Raw genomic sequence first — 15,573 nt, 5'->3', positions numbered from 1 at the left:
GCCTACATCCCGTTTTTAAGGATGTAGGCTTTTATTGAATTAATATTAGTTCTTTATTTTAAATGTATTTGTACATTATAATTCTAACACAACTACACAATTGTACAATTACACAAATTCATATTTTCTTCTTTATATTATAGATAATCATTCTTGTTCCACCTGTTTTTTCACTTATATTTTTCACTTGTTGCTTTGAAATAAAGTTTGATCAATAACACCTCATAAGCCGGCATTTTACGATAAATAAAAAGAATCCATTTTGAAAAAAGATTGATCAAAATGGATTCTTATCCAGCAGATTTAAGTTTCGGTTTTATAAAAAAGTTTAATTATTTTCTATCTGTCTGCTCTACAATCGTGCCATATTTGTTGAAAACATTGCAAAGCAAGCCCCTTAGAATGTTGATTCTTCACTCCCACCAATGCTTCATTTCACTGAATCTAACGTCCCATAGTTTAGCGTTCCCGGAAACGATAATCGTAATTTCGTTTTCTTTATAATAAAATGGTATCTCTACAAATTCTGCGCCTTTATTATATTGTTCATTGAACTGAGCTCTTACTTTTCCATCTGCCAGTATAGTGACTTCTCCCTTGAAATCACCATTGTCTGGAATGCCATAATAAGAATAGAGTATGACATCTTTCTTGTTCCCCAAGATGTAAGTGTATGATTTGCTTTTATCCCCTTCACTGTTATACACATTCATTTTTGGTTCTATTTTCTTGCCTGCTACGGTGATACTTGGAAGATTTTCAGTCATAGGCATGGTTCCATTCATTTCTTTCACATCGTGTAATGCTTGAATCGGGCTTTCTCTTGTCGCTACAACATAATTGATAGTTTCCGAGACCACGATTACCCCAACTAGAAGAACACCAATAGATAGAGCCGAAGCAATAAGCTTTTTATAAGAAATTTTTGAAGAAAATCCAACTCTATAGGCGATAAAACCTATCGTTGCACCTAATGTATTGGATATAACATCATCTACATCAAAGCTGCCAAGATAAGTTAAAGCCTGCAGCGATTCCAAAACGAGAATCGTTAAGACAAACAAGGATATGAACTTCCCAAAACTGGAACGATACAACAGAGGAATTACTACTCCAAAAGGGATAAAAGCAGCAATGTTTCCAAAGTTATATAACCACGAAAAAGTTGGTTTTGGAAATTGAAGCGGAACTCCTTCTGGAACAAGCATAAATACATATTCATAATCGCCGGTTGCATGATCTAATCTATTAAAAGCAAAGAACATAAAATATAAAATTAAAATTGTATATAAAATGGTTCCTACAATGATAAATTTCCGTAATTTCGCTTCCATAATCTCTCCTTAATTTCGACATATCATTTACAATAAATCTTATCCTACTAAAATATCAGCTCAAAAAAAACGGGAATATGATAATTCCTGTTCGTTTTTTGTAAACGGTTAAACTTTGTTCAAAACGGTACGACTTTCTTATAAACAATACATCTTATTTCAAACCAACAATAATTGGTAAGAGGTTATTTTTGATTTATTCATGAAATATATATTTGAGAAAAATAAAATTAAAGGCTATGCAAACATTCATCCTATAATAAAGAAGGATGAATGTTTGCTTACTATAAACAATATCTTCACTTAGTATACAACTTTTTTGTCTAGTACATAACTTTATTGTAAAGTATACAATTTTTTGTAATTTAACAGGATCTTTAATCAAACAGTATTTTAAATAATCGAACTTTGTTTTAAATGATCAATCTTTTTTATAAAACTACATCACTGACTCATTTTCATTGAGCAAACGGATTATTTCATTGGAACTATCAGATTAATTATTTGAATAGTCTGAAAATTTTTGATATAATAGAAAAAAGGTCAAGGAGTTGGTTTCCTATGGAAAATAATTTGGCTAATACACCACTACAACCTGAAATAAACGTCAAGGATTCTGAATTTGCTGAAATGGTGATAAACAAAGCCCTTCTTAACTTCCGAAAAGAGCAAATCCGAAAAGAGATTGACCAGTCATTACAGGATAAAAACAAAGAAGAATTCCTACGATTAACAGAGGAATTGAAAAACATTTCTTAAAATGTTGTTTATAAAATGAACTTAACATATTTGTAACTTTAAGAAGTACGCCAAAACGCCAATCCCATATCTATAAGGGATTGGCGTTTATTTGATTTTTATCGATTAAGCACGATATTATAAATAAGTTATTATTTGTTCCAAAACTCGTCCTTTTCTGAACACACCACTGTTCGATTTGAAAAGGACGTTTTTTATTGCCTTTATCGTAACAAAACTCTGTTCATTATTCTATGTTCAATAACCTATCTATTTTTATCTTATGTTACAATAAATATAAAGGGAAAATAAGAAAGAGTGATTTGAGTGTTAATTGGATATGCACGTGTGTCGACAGGATTACAAAATTTAGATTTACAGATGGACGCTCTTACGCAATATGGCTGTTCCAAAATTTTTCACGATAAAATGAGTGGGGCAAAAAGACAGCGTCCTGGTTTAGAGGAAGCACTTCAGTATGCACGTGAAGGCGATACGATTGTTGTTTGGCGATTGGATCGATTAGGACGCAATATGCAAGATTTAATTCAAATTGTGAATAGCTTAAATGAACGTGGTGTGGGCTTCCACAGTCTACAAGAAAATTTAACAATGGACAAAAGTAATGCCACAGGCCAATTGATGTTTCATCTATTTGCGGCATTTGCGGAATTTGAACGTAATTTAATTGAGGAACGTTCGGCTGCCGGACGAGCTGCAGCTAGAGCACGTGGTCGACTTGGAGGACGTCCTGAAAAATTTGGACCGAAAGATATTGAAATGATGAAATCACTAATTGAAAATGGTACACCGATTAAAGACGTAGCAGAAAAATGGGGTGTATCTCGAACAACGATTTATCGGTATTTAGAAAAGCAGGAATAATGAAGAAACCCAGCTAATCTTCTCTTATGAAGGTAGCTGGGTTTTAAAGTTACATGTGCAAAATAGCACTTAAAATAAGTGCAAATTATCGCCTAAAGTGACATCCTTTCAATCTACTTATCTAATTCATTTATTATACAACTTAAATTTTACACACAAAATCCACTTAAAATAGCATTTTTAATAATTTACTATGAGTGTACTCTAAATTTACAAATGTTCATTTGAAATAAGGATAAGGTTGTAACTTTGATTTAAATGGATTTCGAAAACGTTCCTATTGGGGTACTCTATTGGAACGAATTTTTGAGAGGTTTTTTTTCAATAGAAGACTCGATAAGATAAAAGCACTGAACTTAGGTAATTTGGACAAGCATGTATTTTTTCATCCCATATATATAGTAGAAAAAGGAGTGTTGTATATATGGGATGGTATAACAAAAGCTACAATCAGCGTCCTCCACAGCTTCCAATCCCACCAGAACCACCAGAACCACCAGAACCACCATCAGTATCAGTCTAAGCTTAAATTGGGGTACAGACATCAAAATGGAAATCTGCTTAGCTTGTAATGGGCTGGGCTTTTTTACTTTTTACGGTATGGCGGAAACTATCAGAACCTTGTTATTGAAAAGAAAAGAATGGAAATTAATACAAATAAAAAAACTCCCCGCAGGGAGCTTTCTAATACCAAAACAAAATCCAATCTTTCCTAATCCACGTTTTCCTTCCATCTCTAAACCTTACTATGTAATATTGATCATTTCCGATACCAACGATTATCCCTACTATGAAACTGTTCCATCTATTCTTTGCCTTGCCTACATAAACTTTCATATTTAACATTTGAATTCCCCCTCTTACTTAATCAAGTGGAGTATATTCTATTAAAATAAACCGTTTAAACCCTCTAGCCATTCAAAATAAAAAAACTCCCCTTATTTATTCATTCGCAGGATTTCATAATCCTTGAAAATATATTAACGGTTAAAAGCAATGAGTTCAGATCATTTTGGCTTCCGGAAGCATAGTTAAATAAAGGAGTAATAGAAAACTCCATATTCTACTAAGTGAGTATTCGAGAGCTATAGCTATCATACCGAGGGAGTTCAACAAACGTAGTGACTAGAACTGTTAAAACGATGAAGATGACGCAACCAAAAGATGTTTGAATCTAATAAGCTATAGTCATTTTTAATCATTTTAATAATCAGTTTATTCTGATATTATAAAAGGGATAAAGATTGGAGGAGGAAATAACATAAAAAGCTTATTTTCAATCTTAAGTACCTTTGTGTTAGTTCTGGTAGGTGGAATGGTATTAGGTACTTCTTCTGCTCAAGCAAGTGTTCCTCAGTATTCTTTTCAAACAGAAGATGGAAAATGGGATGGTGAAATTGGAAATCCTAACAATGGTAGTGACTTAGAGGTAGAACTAGTTTCCCCAATCTATTTAAAGACTTCTTCTGGAAGTAAGTTATTGACTAATTATAGTAATGTATGGTCTCGTCTCTGCAATGCTAGTACTGGAAAGTGCACAGGCTATCATAGCTTAGCAGGTGGAAAGACATTATTCACAGGTATGAAAATAGGTAAATTTTATGTTGATGTGAAAGATGGATACTCTTCTGGCAAAGTATATGGAAAACTACAAATTGTTTTCAAATAACTTGTATTACTTGCTACCCACTCTTAGTGGGTAGCTTTTTATATGAAAAGTTTCTAAAATAAATTAATATCTAAATATTTTTGTATAATTTACTAAAATTGATCTTTACCACTGCCCTTTTTTCCAGAAAAAGAAGTGAAGTTAACTGAATTGACTAGTAAGTTCACAAACGCTACACGAGCCATAATACTAAAAGATACAGTAAATGGTGTTTGTGTAGACATGAAATAAAGTTTGATACTTTGTTAATGAACTAACGGGGCAGGTTAATGGAAGATGAAAAGGGAGAAATAGAATGTTTAATAATTAAGGGGTTAAACCGTGAGAAACCAACATAATCAAGAAAAGACATCCAAATTAAATAAACTCTTTAAGATGTACGAAAAAGGATTAAAGAAGTTTTTAGACCTATTGTTTACAAGATAAATTATACCTCTTGTTAAGCTAACGGGTGCTTTACTTCATTACCAAGCGAATCAGTAGCTCCTTTTGTTATGCAACAAACGGTGCAGGGCAGGTTAAAGAAGGGATTTGGACTACGAAAAAAAGACATTCTGTTTTCAAGAATGTCTTTTATTAATTTATTATTGTATTTTAAGTTTTTCTTTTTCAACAATATCCTTAGCAATATCTTCAATGGTTACATTTCCCAGTACCTTTTCCATAGCAAATTGAGCTGCTGACAACACAGGAGTGATCGAATCTTGAATGTTCCTGCCCACAAGGCAATCAGGGTGCGGATTTTCATGCACACTAAACAATTCTTTTTCCTGCACAACATCGACCGCCTTATAAACGTTAAGTAATGTTATATAAGAAGGTTCCTTGGCTAGTTTTGCCCCTGCAATACCAGGTTGTACTTCAATTAACCCTGCCTTTTTTAACATACCCATAATTTTTCTTATCAAGGTTGGGTTCGTGTTTACGCTCCCCGCTAAGAACTCCGATGAGCTTATTCCCTCTTTATTTAATTCAATAAGAGCTAATATATGAACACCAACGGTAAATCGGCTGCTGATGGACATATCATTCACCTACCTTTTACTTCATCGCAAAGTTTATTACACAGATTAATCATGTATTTAATTTGATTACAACGTATTATACCTTAAAATTTGAAGAAAATATAAAAGGTTTATAAATTGGTTGACAAGACAACTACATGTATCTATTATAAATACATGTATTAGATATAGATACAGGTTAATGCATGTTTAATTTGAATATAAAAAATTATTGGAGGAATACCAAATGAAAATATTAGTAACAGGAGCAACAGGAAAGTTGGGAACGAAAGTTGTAGAAACCTTATTGAAAACTGTACCAGCTAATCAACTGGCTGTAAGTGTGCGAAATCCAGAGAAAGCTGAAGAATTAAGAACTCGCGGAGTAGACGTACGTCAAGGAGATTTTGATCGTCCAGAAACATTGGATACAGCTTTTGCAGGAATTGATCGCTTGTTAATTATTTCTGCGGATGGAGACAATGAAACAAGGATACGTCAGCATTCAAATGCGGTAGTTGCGGCAGAGCGTGCTGGAGTTAAATTTATTGCTTATACTAGCTTGGCCAATGCAAAGGAAAGTAAAAATTTTCTTGCTCCAACGCATCAGGCAACAGAAGAATCCATTCTGAAAACAGGCATTCCATACTCCTTCTTACGCAACAACTGGTATTTGGAGAATGAAATTTCAAGTATTCAAGGTGTTCAAGCAGGAGCTCCTTGGGTGACATCAGCAGGAAATGGCAAGGTAGGATGGGCACTACAACAAGATTATGCAGAAGCTGCGGCATCGGTACTATCTGGTAACGGACACGAAAATACAATCTATGAGCTTTCTGGCAAGTTATTGACTCAGGAAGAACTTGCATCTGCAGTTGGTAATGTATTGGGTAAAGAAGTACCTGTTCAACAGGTTGATGATGCTACTTATGCTGATATTATGAAAAGTGTTGGCTTACCTGATTTCCTTATTCCTATGCTCATTGATATCCAAAAAGGCGTTCGAGAAGGCACCCTTGAAGTAGAAAGCAATGATTTCGAAAAACTTCTTGGACGGTCAGCTACACCAATTAGTGAGGGCTTAACTCAGATCATTAAAGGTATCTCTTAAACAGCATAATTGAACTTAATTTAAACTAGAAAGGTCGGTCGGTTTTAAATATAAGAATCATGCAACGCCAATAAGAGATTACTTGTATTCAATATGTAAAATGTTCATGGGGAAGGTTGCTAAGGCAGCCTTTTTCTTATAGAGCTAAAGGGGCAGGTTAGTTGAACAAGAAAACATTATAAAAGCGACTATATAGCGTGGCGGTAGTGATATGGGAAAGAAAATATGGCTATTGATTAGTTTAGTTCTGACGGTAGTCCTAATATGGTGGATAAGTAAACTAAGCAATGATACTACCGTTGTTTAACATTTACAAGAAGGTTTTAAAGGATGTTTTAATATTTAGTTTAACCAACCTAAAGAGAAAGAACTGGAAATCATAGATGATATCTTGCTATTAGGGATAGCGTCAGGAAAATGCGGATTTACAACGTTAAGGAATTTAAATATTAAAAAGCCTAATTTCTCCATTTAGTGCGAAGAAATTAGGCTTTTTTATTGCTCTATTAAAGTTTCATTTTGTTAGAGTTAGTTTAGTAATCCGCCATATCTGATTAAAAGTTGGTGTAAAGGGTAGATTACTTCTATAAATATTAATGAGGTGATGGAAATGTCTAACATGATGAAACAAGAAGAAATGGAAACATTAAGAGAGTTAATTAAAGACGTAGACACGGCCATGCTGACTACGGTTACTGATGAAGGGCTTGTTTCTCGTCCTATGAAAACACAAGAAGTAGAGTTTGATGGTGACTTATGGTTTTTCACTAAAAAAGAAACTGATAAATATGAAGAAATTTTACATGATCAAGATGTTAATGTGGCTTATGCAGGTAAATCCTATGTTTCCGTCCGTGGAAGAGCAGAAATCGTTGATGATTTAGACAAGAAAAAGGAATTGTGGAGCAAAGTATATGAGAAAATTATGCAAACTTCTTATGATGATCCTAACGTTGTCTTGATAAAGGTAAAAGCGGAAGCAGCCGAATATTGGGAAACCGGTAATTTTACGAAGAAAATCGCCTTTCTCTATAAACGCATGACAGGGCAAAGTTCTAAATCGACAGATGTTAATGAAACGGTTGAATTGAATAAATAACAGCAAAAAGGGTTGTCTGGTTAAAGGACAATCCATTTTGCTATGTTGATCCATTTGTAGCTATATTAAACTCTAGGTTAATACTTCAGAAAGGAAGATGGGAACGTTCGATCCAAATCAAGAATATTGTTATTGACGTAGCTTCCTTAATCAACTAACGGGTGCGTTAGTTCTAGCGTAGGAAATTCGGTGCTATATTTTTCATAAAATGTATTATCATAGTTTTTCGTGTTTTGTCGTCTGGACCATAATTAGAGTGTTCAAAATAGCTATTATTCCCCAGAAATAGGAATCAAATTTGAAGAAGCCGACCAATAAAGGTCGGCTTTTTTCATACTATTTTTATCAGAAGCCTCCGTAACCGCCTCCGCCGTATCCACCGCCGCCACCAACAAAGCTAGCTCCAACAATGATTAAGAGTATAAACAAAACGACTATAAAGGCGAAACCTCCACCAAATCCAAAACCGTCGTCACACCTTGATTCACAACCTGACATACAGAAACCTCTCCTTATTTGTTTTTAAGGAGGAAATTAATTAAATGGGTAATATCACTTAATGCTCTAATTAGGAAAATGACACAAAAGTCTCCATCTCTGTTCATAGGATAAAATTTGGAGGTACCTCTTATTGAGATAACGGATGCGTTAGTTCTATAAGAAGAAGTAAAAAAAGCAGATTCCTTAACGTAGAGGAGATCGACTTTTCAGGTTGGAATTCTTTTAGCATATAAAATTTCCGAAATGGGCGGTATAGCATTGTTGCTACCGTTCGTAAAAGTACACTTTTTCGAACGGCTACCTATAAGAAAGATATACAAGATTATATTAATAAATAGGGACTCTGGACATTTTTAGCATAGACATAGACTTCCTGGAAGCAATTCGCGATATACATGTCGCGAATTTTTTTTGTTCAACAATGGCGCGTAGCACCCATTTCATAGATGCTTGTCCAATCCAATTTAATGCCAGTTTCATAGGATAGAAGTAATGCCTTAGAAAAGGGGTGAAAAAATTGGGTAAGGATAAAAAAGATAAAAAATGTAAAGATTGCGGCCATAGCAAATGCAAATGCAATGATAAAAAATGTAAAGATTGCGGCCATAGCAAATGCAAATGCAATGATAACAAATGTAAGGATTGCGGACATAACAAATGCAAATGCAAATCTAAACAAGGACCACAAGGCGTTCAAGGACCACAAGGCGTTCAAGGACCTCAAGGACCTCAAGGATTCCAAGGACCACAAGGCGTTCAAGGACCACAAGGCGTTCAAGGACCTCAAGGATTCCAAGGACCACAAGGCGATCAAGGACCTCAAGGAGTCATCGGAGTAAATCTTATTTATGTAGCAAATTTTAATGATAATACTGTTTCTGTGATTGATGGTGCAACCAATGCAGTAATTGCTACCATTCCGGTTGGAATCAATCCAGCGGGGGTGGATGTCAATCCGTTAACGGACCGTATTTATGTAGCAAATAGGCTTAGTGATAACGTTTCTGTAATTGATGGAGGAACCAATACGGTGATTGCTACCGTTCCAACCGGGGATGAACCGGGGGATGCAGCAGTCAATATAGCTACTAATGCCATTTATACGGCAAATTTTAATTCATTGGACGCTACTGAAGACGTTACCGTAATTAGTGGATTGACCAATACGGTGGTTGCTACCATTACCATTCCAGGTCTCAATTTAGCCACTGGGATAGGCGCCAATCCATTGACTAACCGAATTTATGTAGCCAATTTCAATTTTGATACCGTTTCTGTAATAGATGGAGCAACCAATGCAATAATTACTAACATTGCCGTCCAAGTTAATCCATTCAGAGTAGGGGTCAACCCAGTCACTAACCGTATTTATGTTTCTAATTTCACCAGTAATACTGTTTCCGTGATTGATGGAGTAACCAATACGGTGATTGCTACCGTTCCGGTTGGGACTACTCCAGGTGAAGTGGGAGTTAATACAACTACGAATGCTATATACGTACCAAATCGAACCACTAATGATGTTTCAGTGATTAGTGGATTAACGAACACTGTGATTGCTACTATTCCGGTCGGGACTAATCCTAATGGAGTAGGAGTCAATCCGATAACCAATCGTATTTATGTAACAAATCAAGACGATAATAGCGTGTCCGTAATTGATGGAGTAACCAATACGGTAATTGCAACCATTCCAGTTGGCGATCGTCCATTTTCGGTAGGAGTCAATCCTTAAGGAAGTTTTGCTAGTTTGGTTCTTTTTACATGACAAAAAGCCAAGGATTTTCTAAAAAATTGTGGCTAACTGTTTCCTTTGATTTTGATGTACGTCTCATTAGAATATACATGTAACTGACTGATTTGTTATCCCCTATATCTATATAAAAAAGTGAGGTAATTCTATATGATCAATGGTGAATTATTAGATGGATTGATCAAACTTGTTGAGGATGCAGGGGGTGTTCTTTTTATCCAAACAGGTACACTAGCTGAACGCCCTCAATCTCAACCAGTTGGAAATTTGTTTATTGATACGAAAACGCGTATCATGTATCGGTTTAATGGACAAATTTGGGAATATTTACTGAGTTCATCTGATGTGATTGCTCCTTCTGTATCTGAAGAAGTCACTGAATCAATTGAAACTGCTGAAGCTACAGATCCTTCCCCAATTATTCGGAAAAAGAGCCCTTTTTAAATTTATATAATTGAATTGGGCTCGATTCCGAACGGTGAAATTTCTCTACAAAACAGCTGTTTGTTGCTATCGTTCGTAAAAGTAGACTTTTACGAACGGTTCTTTTTTGTGCAAAATCATCTGGTTTTAACGTTCATTAAAGATAGAAATCATTTTACGAACGTTCGTGTATTTAGATACACTTTTACGAACGTTTTTGGTAGAATAAGAGAAAAGTAGAAGAGGGAGTGAAAAAATGGATATTCGTAAATTTGGATACATACGAGTCAGCAGCAAAGATCAAAATGAAGGGCGACAATTTCAGGCAATGAAAGAAAAGGGGCTTGATGAACGAGATATCTTTATGGATAAACAGAGTGGGAAAAATTTTGAACGAGAACAATATCAACTATTAAAACGGATGATCCGAAAAGGGGATGTCCTATATATTCATTCACTTGATCGTTTTGGACGAAACAAGGAAGAAATTCTAAAAGAATGGAATGACATCACGAAAAATATCCAGGCAGATATCGTTGTGATGGATATGCCTTTGTTGGATACAACTCAATTTAAGGATAGTTTAGGGACTTTCATTGCAGATCTAGTTTTACAAATCCTTTCTTGGATGGCAGAAGAGGAACGGGACCGTATTCGAAAACGGCAGCGTGAAGGAATTGATGTGGCTTTGCAAAACGGTGTGCCTTTCGGCCGACCGAAAGCACAAGTAACGGAAGAGTTTAAAGAAGTCTATGATTTTTGGAAAGCAGGAGAGATGACAGCCGTTAAAGCTATGGCGGAATTAGGCGTTAAAAAGACGACTTTTTATAAGTTGGTTAAGGAATATGAGAGAGACCTTCAAATTATCAATATATAATAGAAGAAACTCGTTAAAGGCAGTTCTGATGCAAATATGATTTGATAGAAAAAAAGGACTCTTATCCACCGTAATGACGCGAGGTTTAGAAACATGTAAAGACCGCAAAGCTTTCTTGAATAAGTGCTTTGCAGTCTTTTTGTCTCTTGTTTTACTGAAATAAAAATCAATCGTGTTTCCTTCGGAATCCACTGCACGTACAGATACAACCATTGACCTTTTACTTTGATATAGGTTTCATCGACTCTCCAGGAGTCATTTGTTGACTTAAGATGACGTCGTACTCGTACTCTTTCATCTAATTCCGGTCCATATTGATGAACCCCAACGCATAATCGGTGTGTGTGCCATCGATAAGCCACGTTCTTCCATCATCTCCACTAAATTATGAAAGCTCAAGTTGTATCATACCATTTCACTGTTAATAAAATCATGTCAGACTGATAATGTTTCCATTTGAATAAATATTTTTCCACATACTGATCACGCACCTTTTCTAGACTAATAGTATCAGAATGTTCATGATTTAGAGATTAATTGCAATTATCTTGGAGTTTTTACTCAGGAAACCAATTTTGGGCGTTTTCAAAATTCACAAAATATTTTAAATTTTATAATTGACGCAACTATATTAAAGCGTTATCATTATTTTACCGATTAGTTTGTTTAATAAACAAACTAATATTTAAAAGTGATTCTCTCGCTTTAATTTTTTTACATTAACATATGAATTACTACAAATTTATTATCTACTTACATTTTTTAAGTCAATAATGTAAGCGTTTTTATTATCAAAATCTTTGCAACCAGAATAGAAGAGAAAGCAGGGAATATCCATGTCTAGAAAAGATAGAAAGGTTACATTACGTACTAGTATCGGTTTTGGATTAACAGACATAATGGGTGGTGGGGCTTTTACCATTATTGGAGCTTGGCTACTATTTTTCTTTACAACGTTTGCTGGTTTATCACCGGTACAAGCCGCTTCTATCATTGCCATTGCTCGCATTGTCGATGCAGTTATCGCTTTGTTTGTTGGAAGTATATCAGATAATTTCTTTAAGTATAAGTTAGGTAGAATGTTCGGTAGACGTCGCTTTTTCCTATTAATCGGTTCACCTCTAATGCTTACTTATGTTTTATTATGGGTATCAGGAATGAACTACTGGTACTATCTTTTCACTTATTTACTATTCGAAATAATTGCAGCGATGGTATTAATCCCTTGGGAAACACTACCTTCTGAAATGACAAAAGATTTTAAAGAAAGAACTAAAATGTCAACATCAAGAATGTTTCTTTCTGGTACAGGTACGTTTTTAGCTACTTTTGTTCCAGGGCAATTAATTGCTTATTTTGGAGATAACAATGCCAACGCTTACTTAATTAACGGTGCCTTCTTTGCTATACTATTTGCAATCTGTATATTTATTTCGTATAAATCATCATGGGAAAATAAGCTTTCACCTGAGGAAGAAAAAGCAATCCTCGAAAAAGCAAATGAGACTAAAGGATTTGGTGAAACATTAAAAGCCATTGGTTCTGTGCTTAAGGAATTTGCTACAACTTTTAAAATCAAGAGTTTCCGAAAACATTTAGGAATTTATCTTTTCTCATTTACTGGGAAAGATGTATTTAATACAGTATTCATATATTTCTGTATATTTGCATTAGGTACATCTTCTACACTTGGTGCTAATTTACTTTCATTAAGCATCATTGGTATACCGGTGACAATCTTAGCAGGATTTTTGATTGTTAAAGTGGGACCTGCAAATTTATTTAAAGTAGCTTATTCTATAATGATCTTATGTTTAATTGGATTTTATGTTATTTATTTAACTCAACCAAGTTCAATGATCGTTTTGTTATTTATAATTGCTGGGATTTATCAAGTTGGTAGAAGTATATTGGAATTCACTCCGTGGAATGTTTTCCCATTTATTCCGGATATCGATGAAATCGTAACAAGACAAAGACGTGAAGGTCTCTTTGCTGCAGTTATGACATTTGCTAGAAAATCTTCTGTAGCAATTGCTACTATGGCTGTTGGTCTTCTATTAGAATATGGTGGTTTTGTCGAAGGATCAGCAACACAAACACCTGAAGCAATTCATACTATCGTATATACGTTAGTGATTGGGACTTCACTGTTGCTAGTAATTTCAATGTGCATAGCTTTCACTTTCAAATTAAATAAAAAAACACATGAAATCTTAGTAGATGAAATTGATCGTTTAAAAAATAATGGTTCTAAAGCAGACGTTAATCCAAAAACGAAAGAAGTTGTTGAAAGTCTGACTGGTTATGCTTATGAAAATGTATGGCCTGAGGATCCAACCGAAAAGGAGAACGCTTCTTAACTTGTTAACTATTAAAAATCGAGTAGGAGGGGGCGACTAACCCCCTCCTACTCGATTTTATGTTAGGATTAATAATATTTCGAACAGCCAATCAAGAGGGATTTTCTTAAAGTCCTTGGTTTTCCTCAAATCTCGTTTGTACCTAAATTAATGTATTTCCTTGATGTGAGATAATCGAATGGAGAAAATATTTTGATTTTTATCCGTTAAGGACAGGGTTTGTTCATAAAGGTTCAGTTTATACATATGGCCCTTGCAAGTTTCTAAAAACCCATCTTTAAAATAAGTGATTGTCATTATGCCATTTTTTTTCAATGATTTTAATATCATTTGATCATCTCCTTCCTGTCTGGTTTATAAAAGTAATTTTTATGCTAGCAATCCATTATTTATGATAAATAGTAAGAAAGCTAGTGTAACAATCGGTTGTATAACATATAGTATACACCAATAATTGCAAACGCTTTCATCGATATATGAACGTTGTGTGAAAATATCAATTTCTGTAGGATGCATTATATTATAGATTGACCTTCAAAGTAGCAATAAATAATAGAAGAAACTCATCAAAATGAAGCTTTTGTTAAACGAAACAAAGGCTTACTTCTATGTATAGAGGCTTTCACCTTCTAGTTAATAATTAATAATATTTTAAGCTGACTCAACGATTCACGAACAATTCTTTGTCCGTAATTTTTTTTCATACATTCAGAGAAAACGACTAATTTAAATTAGAATATTCAGATTGTTGATGGTGACTCTAACAATTGATTCGTATTATTACTTAGGTCTTTTTATGACTCCCGGTTAATAAAATTTGAAAGATGGTTTTTTTTAAGGGGGATTTAGCTATGACTGAGAATTCACAAGAATTTAATATGAGAATAGCATCTGGAATGTTTGTTGCGCGTTCATTAGATGAAATACGTTTTTGGTCTAGAATTATGAAAGAACACTCTTTATTTCTTAGGCTAGGATTTAGATGTGAAGATACACAGTTAATTGAAGAAGCTAATCAGTTTTATCGATTGTTTGAAAGGATTGAACAGCAATCACATTCATTTACAAATCAAACCGATCCAGAACAAATTAAAAGATTTAATTCGGAAGTCCAACAGGCTGCAACAGGTATATTCGCATTTAAGCGAAAAGTATTAGGACTGATACTAACCTGTCAATTACCAGGAGCAAACAATTTTCCTCTTTTAGTGGATCATACAAGTAGAGAAGCCAATTATTTTAGAAAAAGATTAATTGAATTAAACGAAGGGAAATTGAAACCACTACCTGATGCTATCATTAAAGAGAATGTTTTCTTTTTAAGAATAATGGCCGACCACGCTAAATTTATTGGACACTTACTTGACCCATCGGAAAGAAAGCTTGTAGATATGGCGAGAAACTTTAGCAATGATTTTGATCAATTGGTCTTTCAGGCTACTGATTTAGAGTCTATGAAACCACAATCACAGACCGTTCCTCTCTTGGATCAGTTTCTTGATCAGAATCGAGTGTCTGTAGTATCACTGCGAGATTTTAAGAAAACTGCCCGGGATCTAATTGAGGAATGTAAAATTAAGAGTATTATCCATCCTCTTTTGGCGGATCATGTTTTCCGAGAAGCCGAACGATTCCTTGCAATTATTGATATGTTTGAAGCACATTTGATGGAAGAAAAATAGCAACCTAAATAAGTTACAAATGTATGGAAAATTCATTCCTTAATTAAGAACTAGCGTTTTTTTTTGTCTTATATTGATTAAGAAGATTATGTAGGGAAATTCTTCATAGAGATGAAGGAATCAACCAATTTGAA

The 15,573-nt window shown here is 34.5% G+C and carries 15 protein-coding genes and 2 pseudogenes; 11 read left to right on the top strand and 6 right to left on the bottom strand.

Annotated features, from left to right (window positions below):
- Positions 1-413 precede the first annotated feature (413 nt).
- The gene (locus JFV29_RS13665) at positions 414-1,334 is read right to left on the bottom strand and encodes a VanZ family protein (protein ID WP_201184507.1); all 921 of its coding nucleotides are present in this window, start codon (positions 1,332-1,334) and stop codon (positions 414-416) included.
- Between the two features lie 561 nt (positions 1,335-1,895).
- On the opposite strand from JFV29_RS13665, the gene JFV29_RS13660 reads away from it, so the two are divergent.
- Complete coding sequence (locus JFV29_RS13660) at positions 1,896-2,093, top strand: IDEAL domain-containing protein (protein ID WP_201184504.1); 198 nt, start codon at positions 1,896-1,898, stop codon at positions 2,091-2,093.
- Positions 2,094-2,399: 306 nt separating this feature from the next.
- Positions 2,400-2,957 (top strand): recombinase family protein, encoded by a 558-nt coding sequence (locus tag JFV29_RS13655; protein WP_201184501.1) that lies wholly within the window; start codon positions 2,400-2,402, stop codon positions 2,955-2,957.
- 684 nt (positions 2,958-3,641) lie between these two features.
- Here JFV29_RS13655 and JFV29_RS13650 read toward each other — a convergent pair.
- Positions 3,642-3,803: a hypothetical protein gene (locus tag JFV29_RS13650; RefSeq protein WP_201184497.1), complete on the bottom strand. Its 162-nt coding sequence runs from the start codon at positions 3,801-3,803 to the stop codon at positions 3,642-3,644.
- Between the two features lie 448 nt (positions 3,804-4,251).
- On the opposite strand from JFV29_RS13650, the gene JFV29_RS13645 reads away from it, so the two are divergent.
- On the top strand, positions 4,252-4,626 hold the full coding sequence (locus JFV29_RS13645; RefSeq protein ID WP_342366560.1) for a hypothetical protein: 375 nt from the start codon (positions 4,252-4,254) through the stop codon (positions 4,624-4,626).
- Between the two features lie 584 nt (positions 4,627-5,210).
- On the opposite strand, the gene JFV29_RS13640 is transcribed toward JFV29_RS13645, so the two are convergent.
- A complete protein-coding gene (locus JFV29_RS13640) occupies positions 5,211-5,651 on the bottom strand; it encodes an Rrf2 family transcriptional regulator (RefSeq protein ID WP_048686151.1) in 441 nt (146 codons plus the stop codon).
- A gap of 226 nt (positions 5,652-5,877) precedes the next feature.
- On the opposite strand from JFV29_RS13640, the gene JFV29_RS13635 reads away from it, so the two are divergent.
- Together JFV29_RS13635 and JFV29_RS13630 are read left to right on the top strand one after the other, a co-directional pair.
- Entirely contained in the window at positions 5,878-6,741 is an 864-nt protein-coding gene (locus JFV29_RS13635) for an SDR family oxidoreductase (protein WP_144528162.1), read from the top strand.
- A gap of 610 nt (positions 6,742-7,351) precedes the next feature.
- On the top strand, positions 7,352-7,840 hold the full coding sequence (locus tag JFV29_RS13630; RefSeq protein WP_066227270.1) for a pyridoxamine 5'-phosphate oxidase family protein: 489 nt from the start codon (positions 7,352-7,354) through the stop codon (positions 7,838-7,840).
- Positions 7,841-8,224: 384 nt separating this feature from the next.
- Here the strand turns inward: JFV29_RS13630 and JFV29_RS13625 are convergent.
- Positions 8,225-8,338, bottom strand: a pseudogene (locus tag JFV29_RS13625) (YjcZ family sporulation protein); the annotation flags it as partial.
- A gap of 581 nt (positions 8,339-8,919) precedes the next feature.
- Here JFV29_RS13625 and JFV29_RS30490 point away from each other — a divergent pair.
- The 4 genes from JFV29_RS30490 to JFV29_RS13610 all read left to right on the top strand — a co-directional run bounded on the left by JFV29_RS30490 (position 8,920) and on the right by JFV29_RS13610 (position 11,394).
- On the top strand, positions 8,920-9,180 hold the full coding sequence (locus tag JFV29_RS30490; protein ID WP_242486868.1) for a hypothetical protein: 261 nt from the start codon (positions 8,920-8,922) through the stop codon (positions 9,178-9,180).
- Entirely contained in the window at positions 9,171-10,076 is a 906-nt protein-coding gene (locus JFV29_RS31385; protein ID WP_446728252.1) for a YVTN family beta-propeller repeat-containing protein, read from the top strand. Before JFV29_RS30490 ends, JFV29_RS31385 begins: the two co-directional genes overlap by 10 nt.
- A 168-nt stretch (positions 10,077-10,244) precedes the next feature.
- Positions 10,245-10,538, top strand: coding sequence for a hypothetical protein (locus tag JFV29_RS13615; RefSeq protein ID WP_201184480.1), 294 nt, complete (start codon positions 10,245-10,247; stop codon positions 10,536-10,538).
- A 235-nt stretch (positions 10,539-10,773) separates the two neighbouring features.
- A complete protein-coding gene (locus JFV29_RS13610) occupies positions 10,774-11,394 on the top strand; it encodes a recombinase family protein (RefSeq protein ID WP_201184477.1) in 621 nt (206 codons plus the stop codon).
- 48 nt (positions 11,395-11,442) lie between these two features.
- Here JFV29_RS13610 and JFV29_RS13605 read toward each other — a convergent pair.
- Positions 11,443-11,870, bottom strand: a pseudogene (locus JFV29_RS13605) (IS6 family transposase); the annotation flags it as partial.
- Between the two features lie 360 nt (positions 11,871-12,230).
- On the opposite strand from JFV29_RS13605, the gene JFV29_RS13600 reads away from it, so the two are divergent.
- The gene (locus JFV29_RS13600; protein ID WP_201184474.1) at positions 12,231-13,757 is read left to right on the top strand and encodes an MFS transporter; all 1,527 of its coding nucleotides are present in this window, start codon (positions 12,231-12,233) and stop codon (positions 13,755-13,757) included.
- Between the two features lie 147 nt (positions 13,758-13,904).
- Here JFV29_RS13600 and JFV29_RS13595 read toward each other — a convergent pair whose 3' ends face one another.
- Entirely contained in the window at positions 13,905-14,087 is a 183-nt protein-coding gene (locus JFV29_RS13595) for a YolD-like family protein (RefSeq protein ID WP_056521496.1), read from the bottom strand.
- 521 nt (positions 14,088-14,608) lie between these two features.
- Here JFV29_RS13595 and JFV29_RS13590 point away from each other — a divergent pair.
- Positions 14,609-15,439: a DUF2935 domain-containing protein gene (locus JFV29_RS13590; RefSeq protein ID WP_201184471.1), complete on the top strand. Its 831-nt coding sequence runs from the start codon at positions 14,609-14,611 to the stop codon at positions 15,437-15,439.
- Positions 15,440-15,573: the final 134 nt, after the last annotated feature.

Source organism: Peribacillus sp. TH16 (assembly GCF_016651095.1).
Taxonomy (GTDB): domain Bacteria; phylum Bacillota; class Bacilli; order Bacillales; family DSM-1321; genus Peribacillus; species Peribacillus butanolivorans.
This window is presented reverse-complemented; position numbering and strand designations above follow the sequence as displayed.

Coding starts and splice junctions, on each gene's coding strand:
- JFV29_RS13615 (WP_201184480.1), top strand. CDS start 10,245: ATGATCAATGGTGAATTATTAGATGGATTGATCAAACTTGTTGAGGAT.
- JFV29_RS13650 (WP_201184497.1), bottom strand. CDS start 3,803: ATGTTAAATATGAAAGTTTATGTAGGCAAGGCAAAGAATAGATGGAAC.
- JFV29_RS13595 (WP_056521496.1), bottom strand. CDS start 14,087: ATGATATTAAAATCATTGAAAAAAAATGGCATAATGACAATCACTTAT.
- JFV29_RS13630 (WP_066227270.1), top strand. CDS start 7,352: ATGTCTAACATGATGAAACAAGAAGAAATGGAAACATTAAGAGAGTTA.
- JFV29_RS13660 (WP_201184504.1), top strand. CDS start 1,896: ATGGAAAATAATTTGGCTAATACACCACTACAACCTGAAATAAACGTC.
- JFV29_RS13590 (WP_201184471.1), top strand. CDS start 14,609: ATGACTGAGAATTCACAAGAATTTAATATGAGAATAGCATCTGGAATG.
- JFV29_RS13640 (WP_048686151.1), bottom strand. CDS start 5,651: ATGTCCATCAGCAGCCGATTTACCGTTGGTGTTCATATATTAGCTCTT.
- JFV29_RS13635 (WP_144528162.1), top strand. CDS start 5,878: ATGAAAATATTAGTAACAGGAGCAACAGGAAAGTTGGGAACGAAAGTT.
- JFV29_RS13610 (WP_201184477.1), top strand. CDS start 10,774: ATGGATATTCGTAAATTTGGATACATACGAGTCAGCAGCAAAGATCAA.
- JFV29_RS30490 (WP_242486868.1), top strand. CDS start 8,920: ATGATAAAAAATGTAAAGATTGCGGCCATAGCAAATGCAAATGCAATG.
- JFV29_RS13600 (WP_201184474.1), top strand. CDS start 12,231: ATGTCTAGAAAAGATAGAAAGGTTACATTACGTACTAGTATCGGTTTT.
- JFV29_RS13665 (WP_201184507.1), bottom strand. CDS start 1,334: ATGGAAGCGAAATTACGGAAATTTATCATTGTAGGAACCATTTTATAT.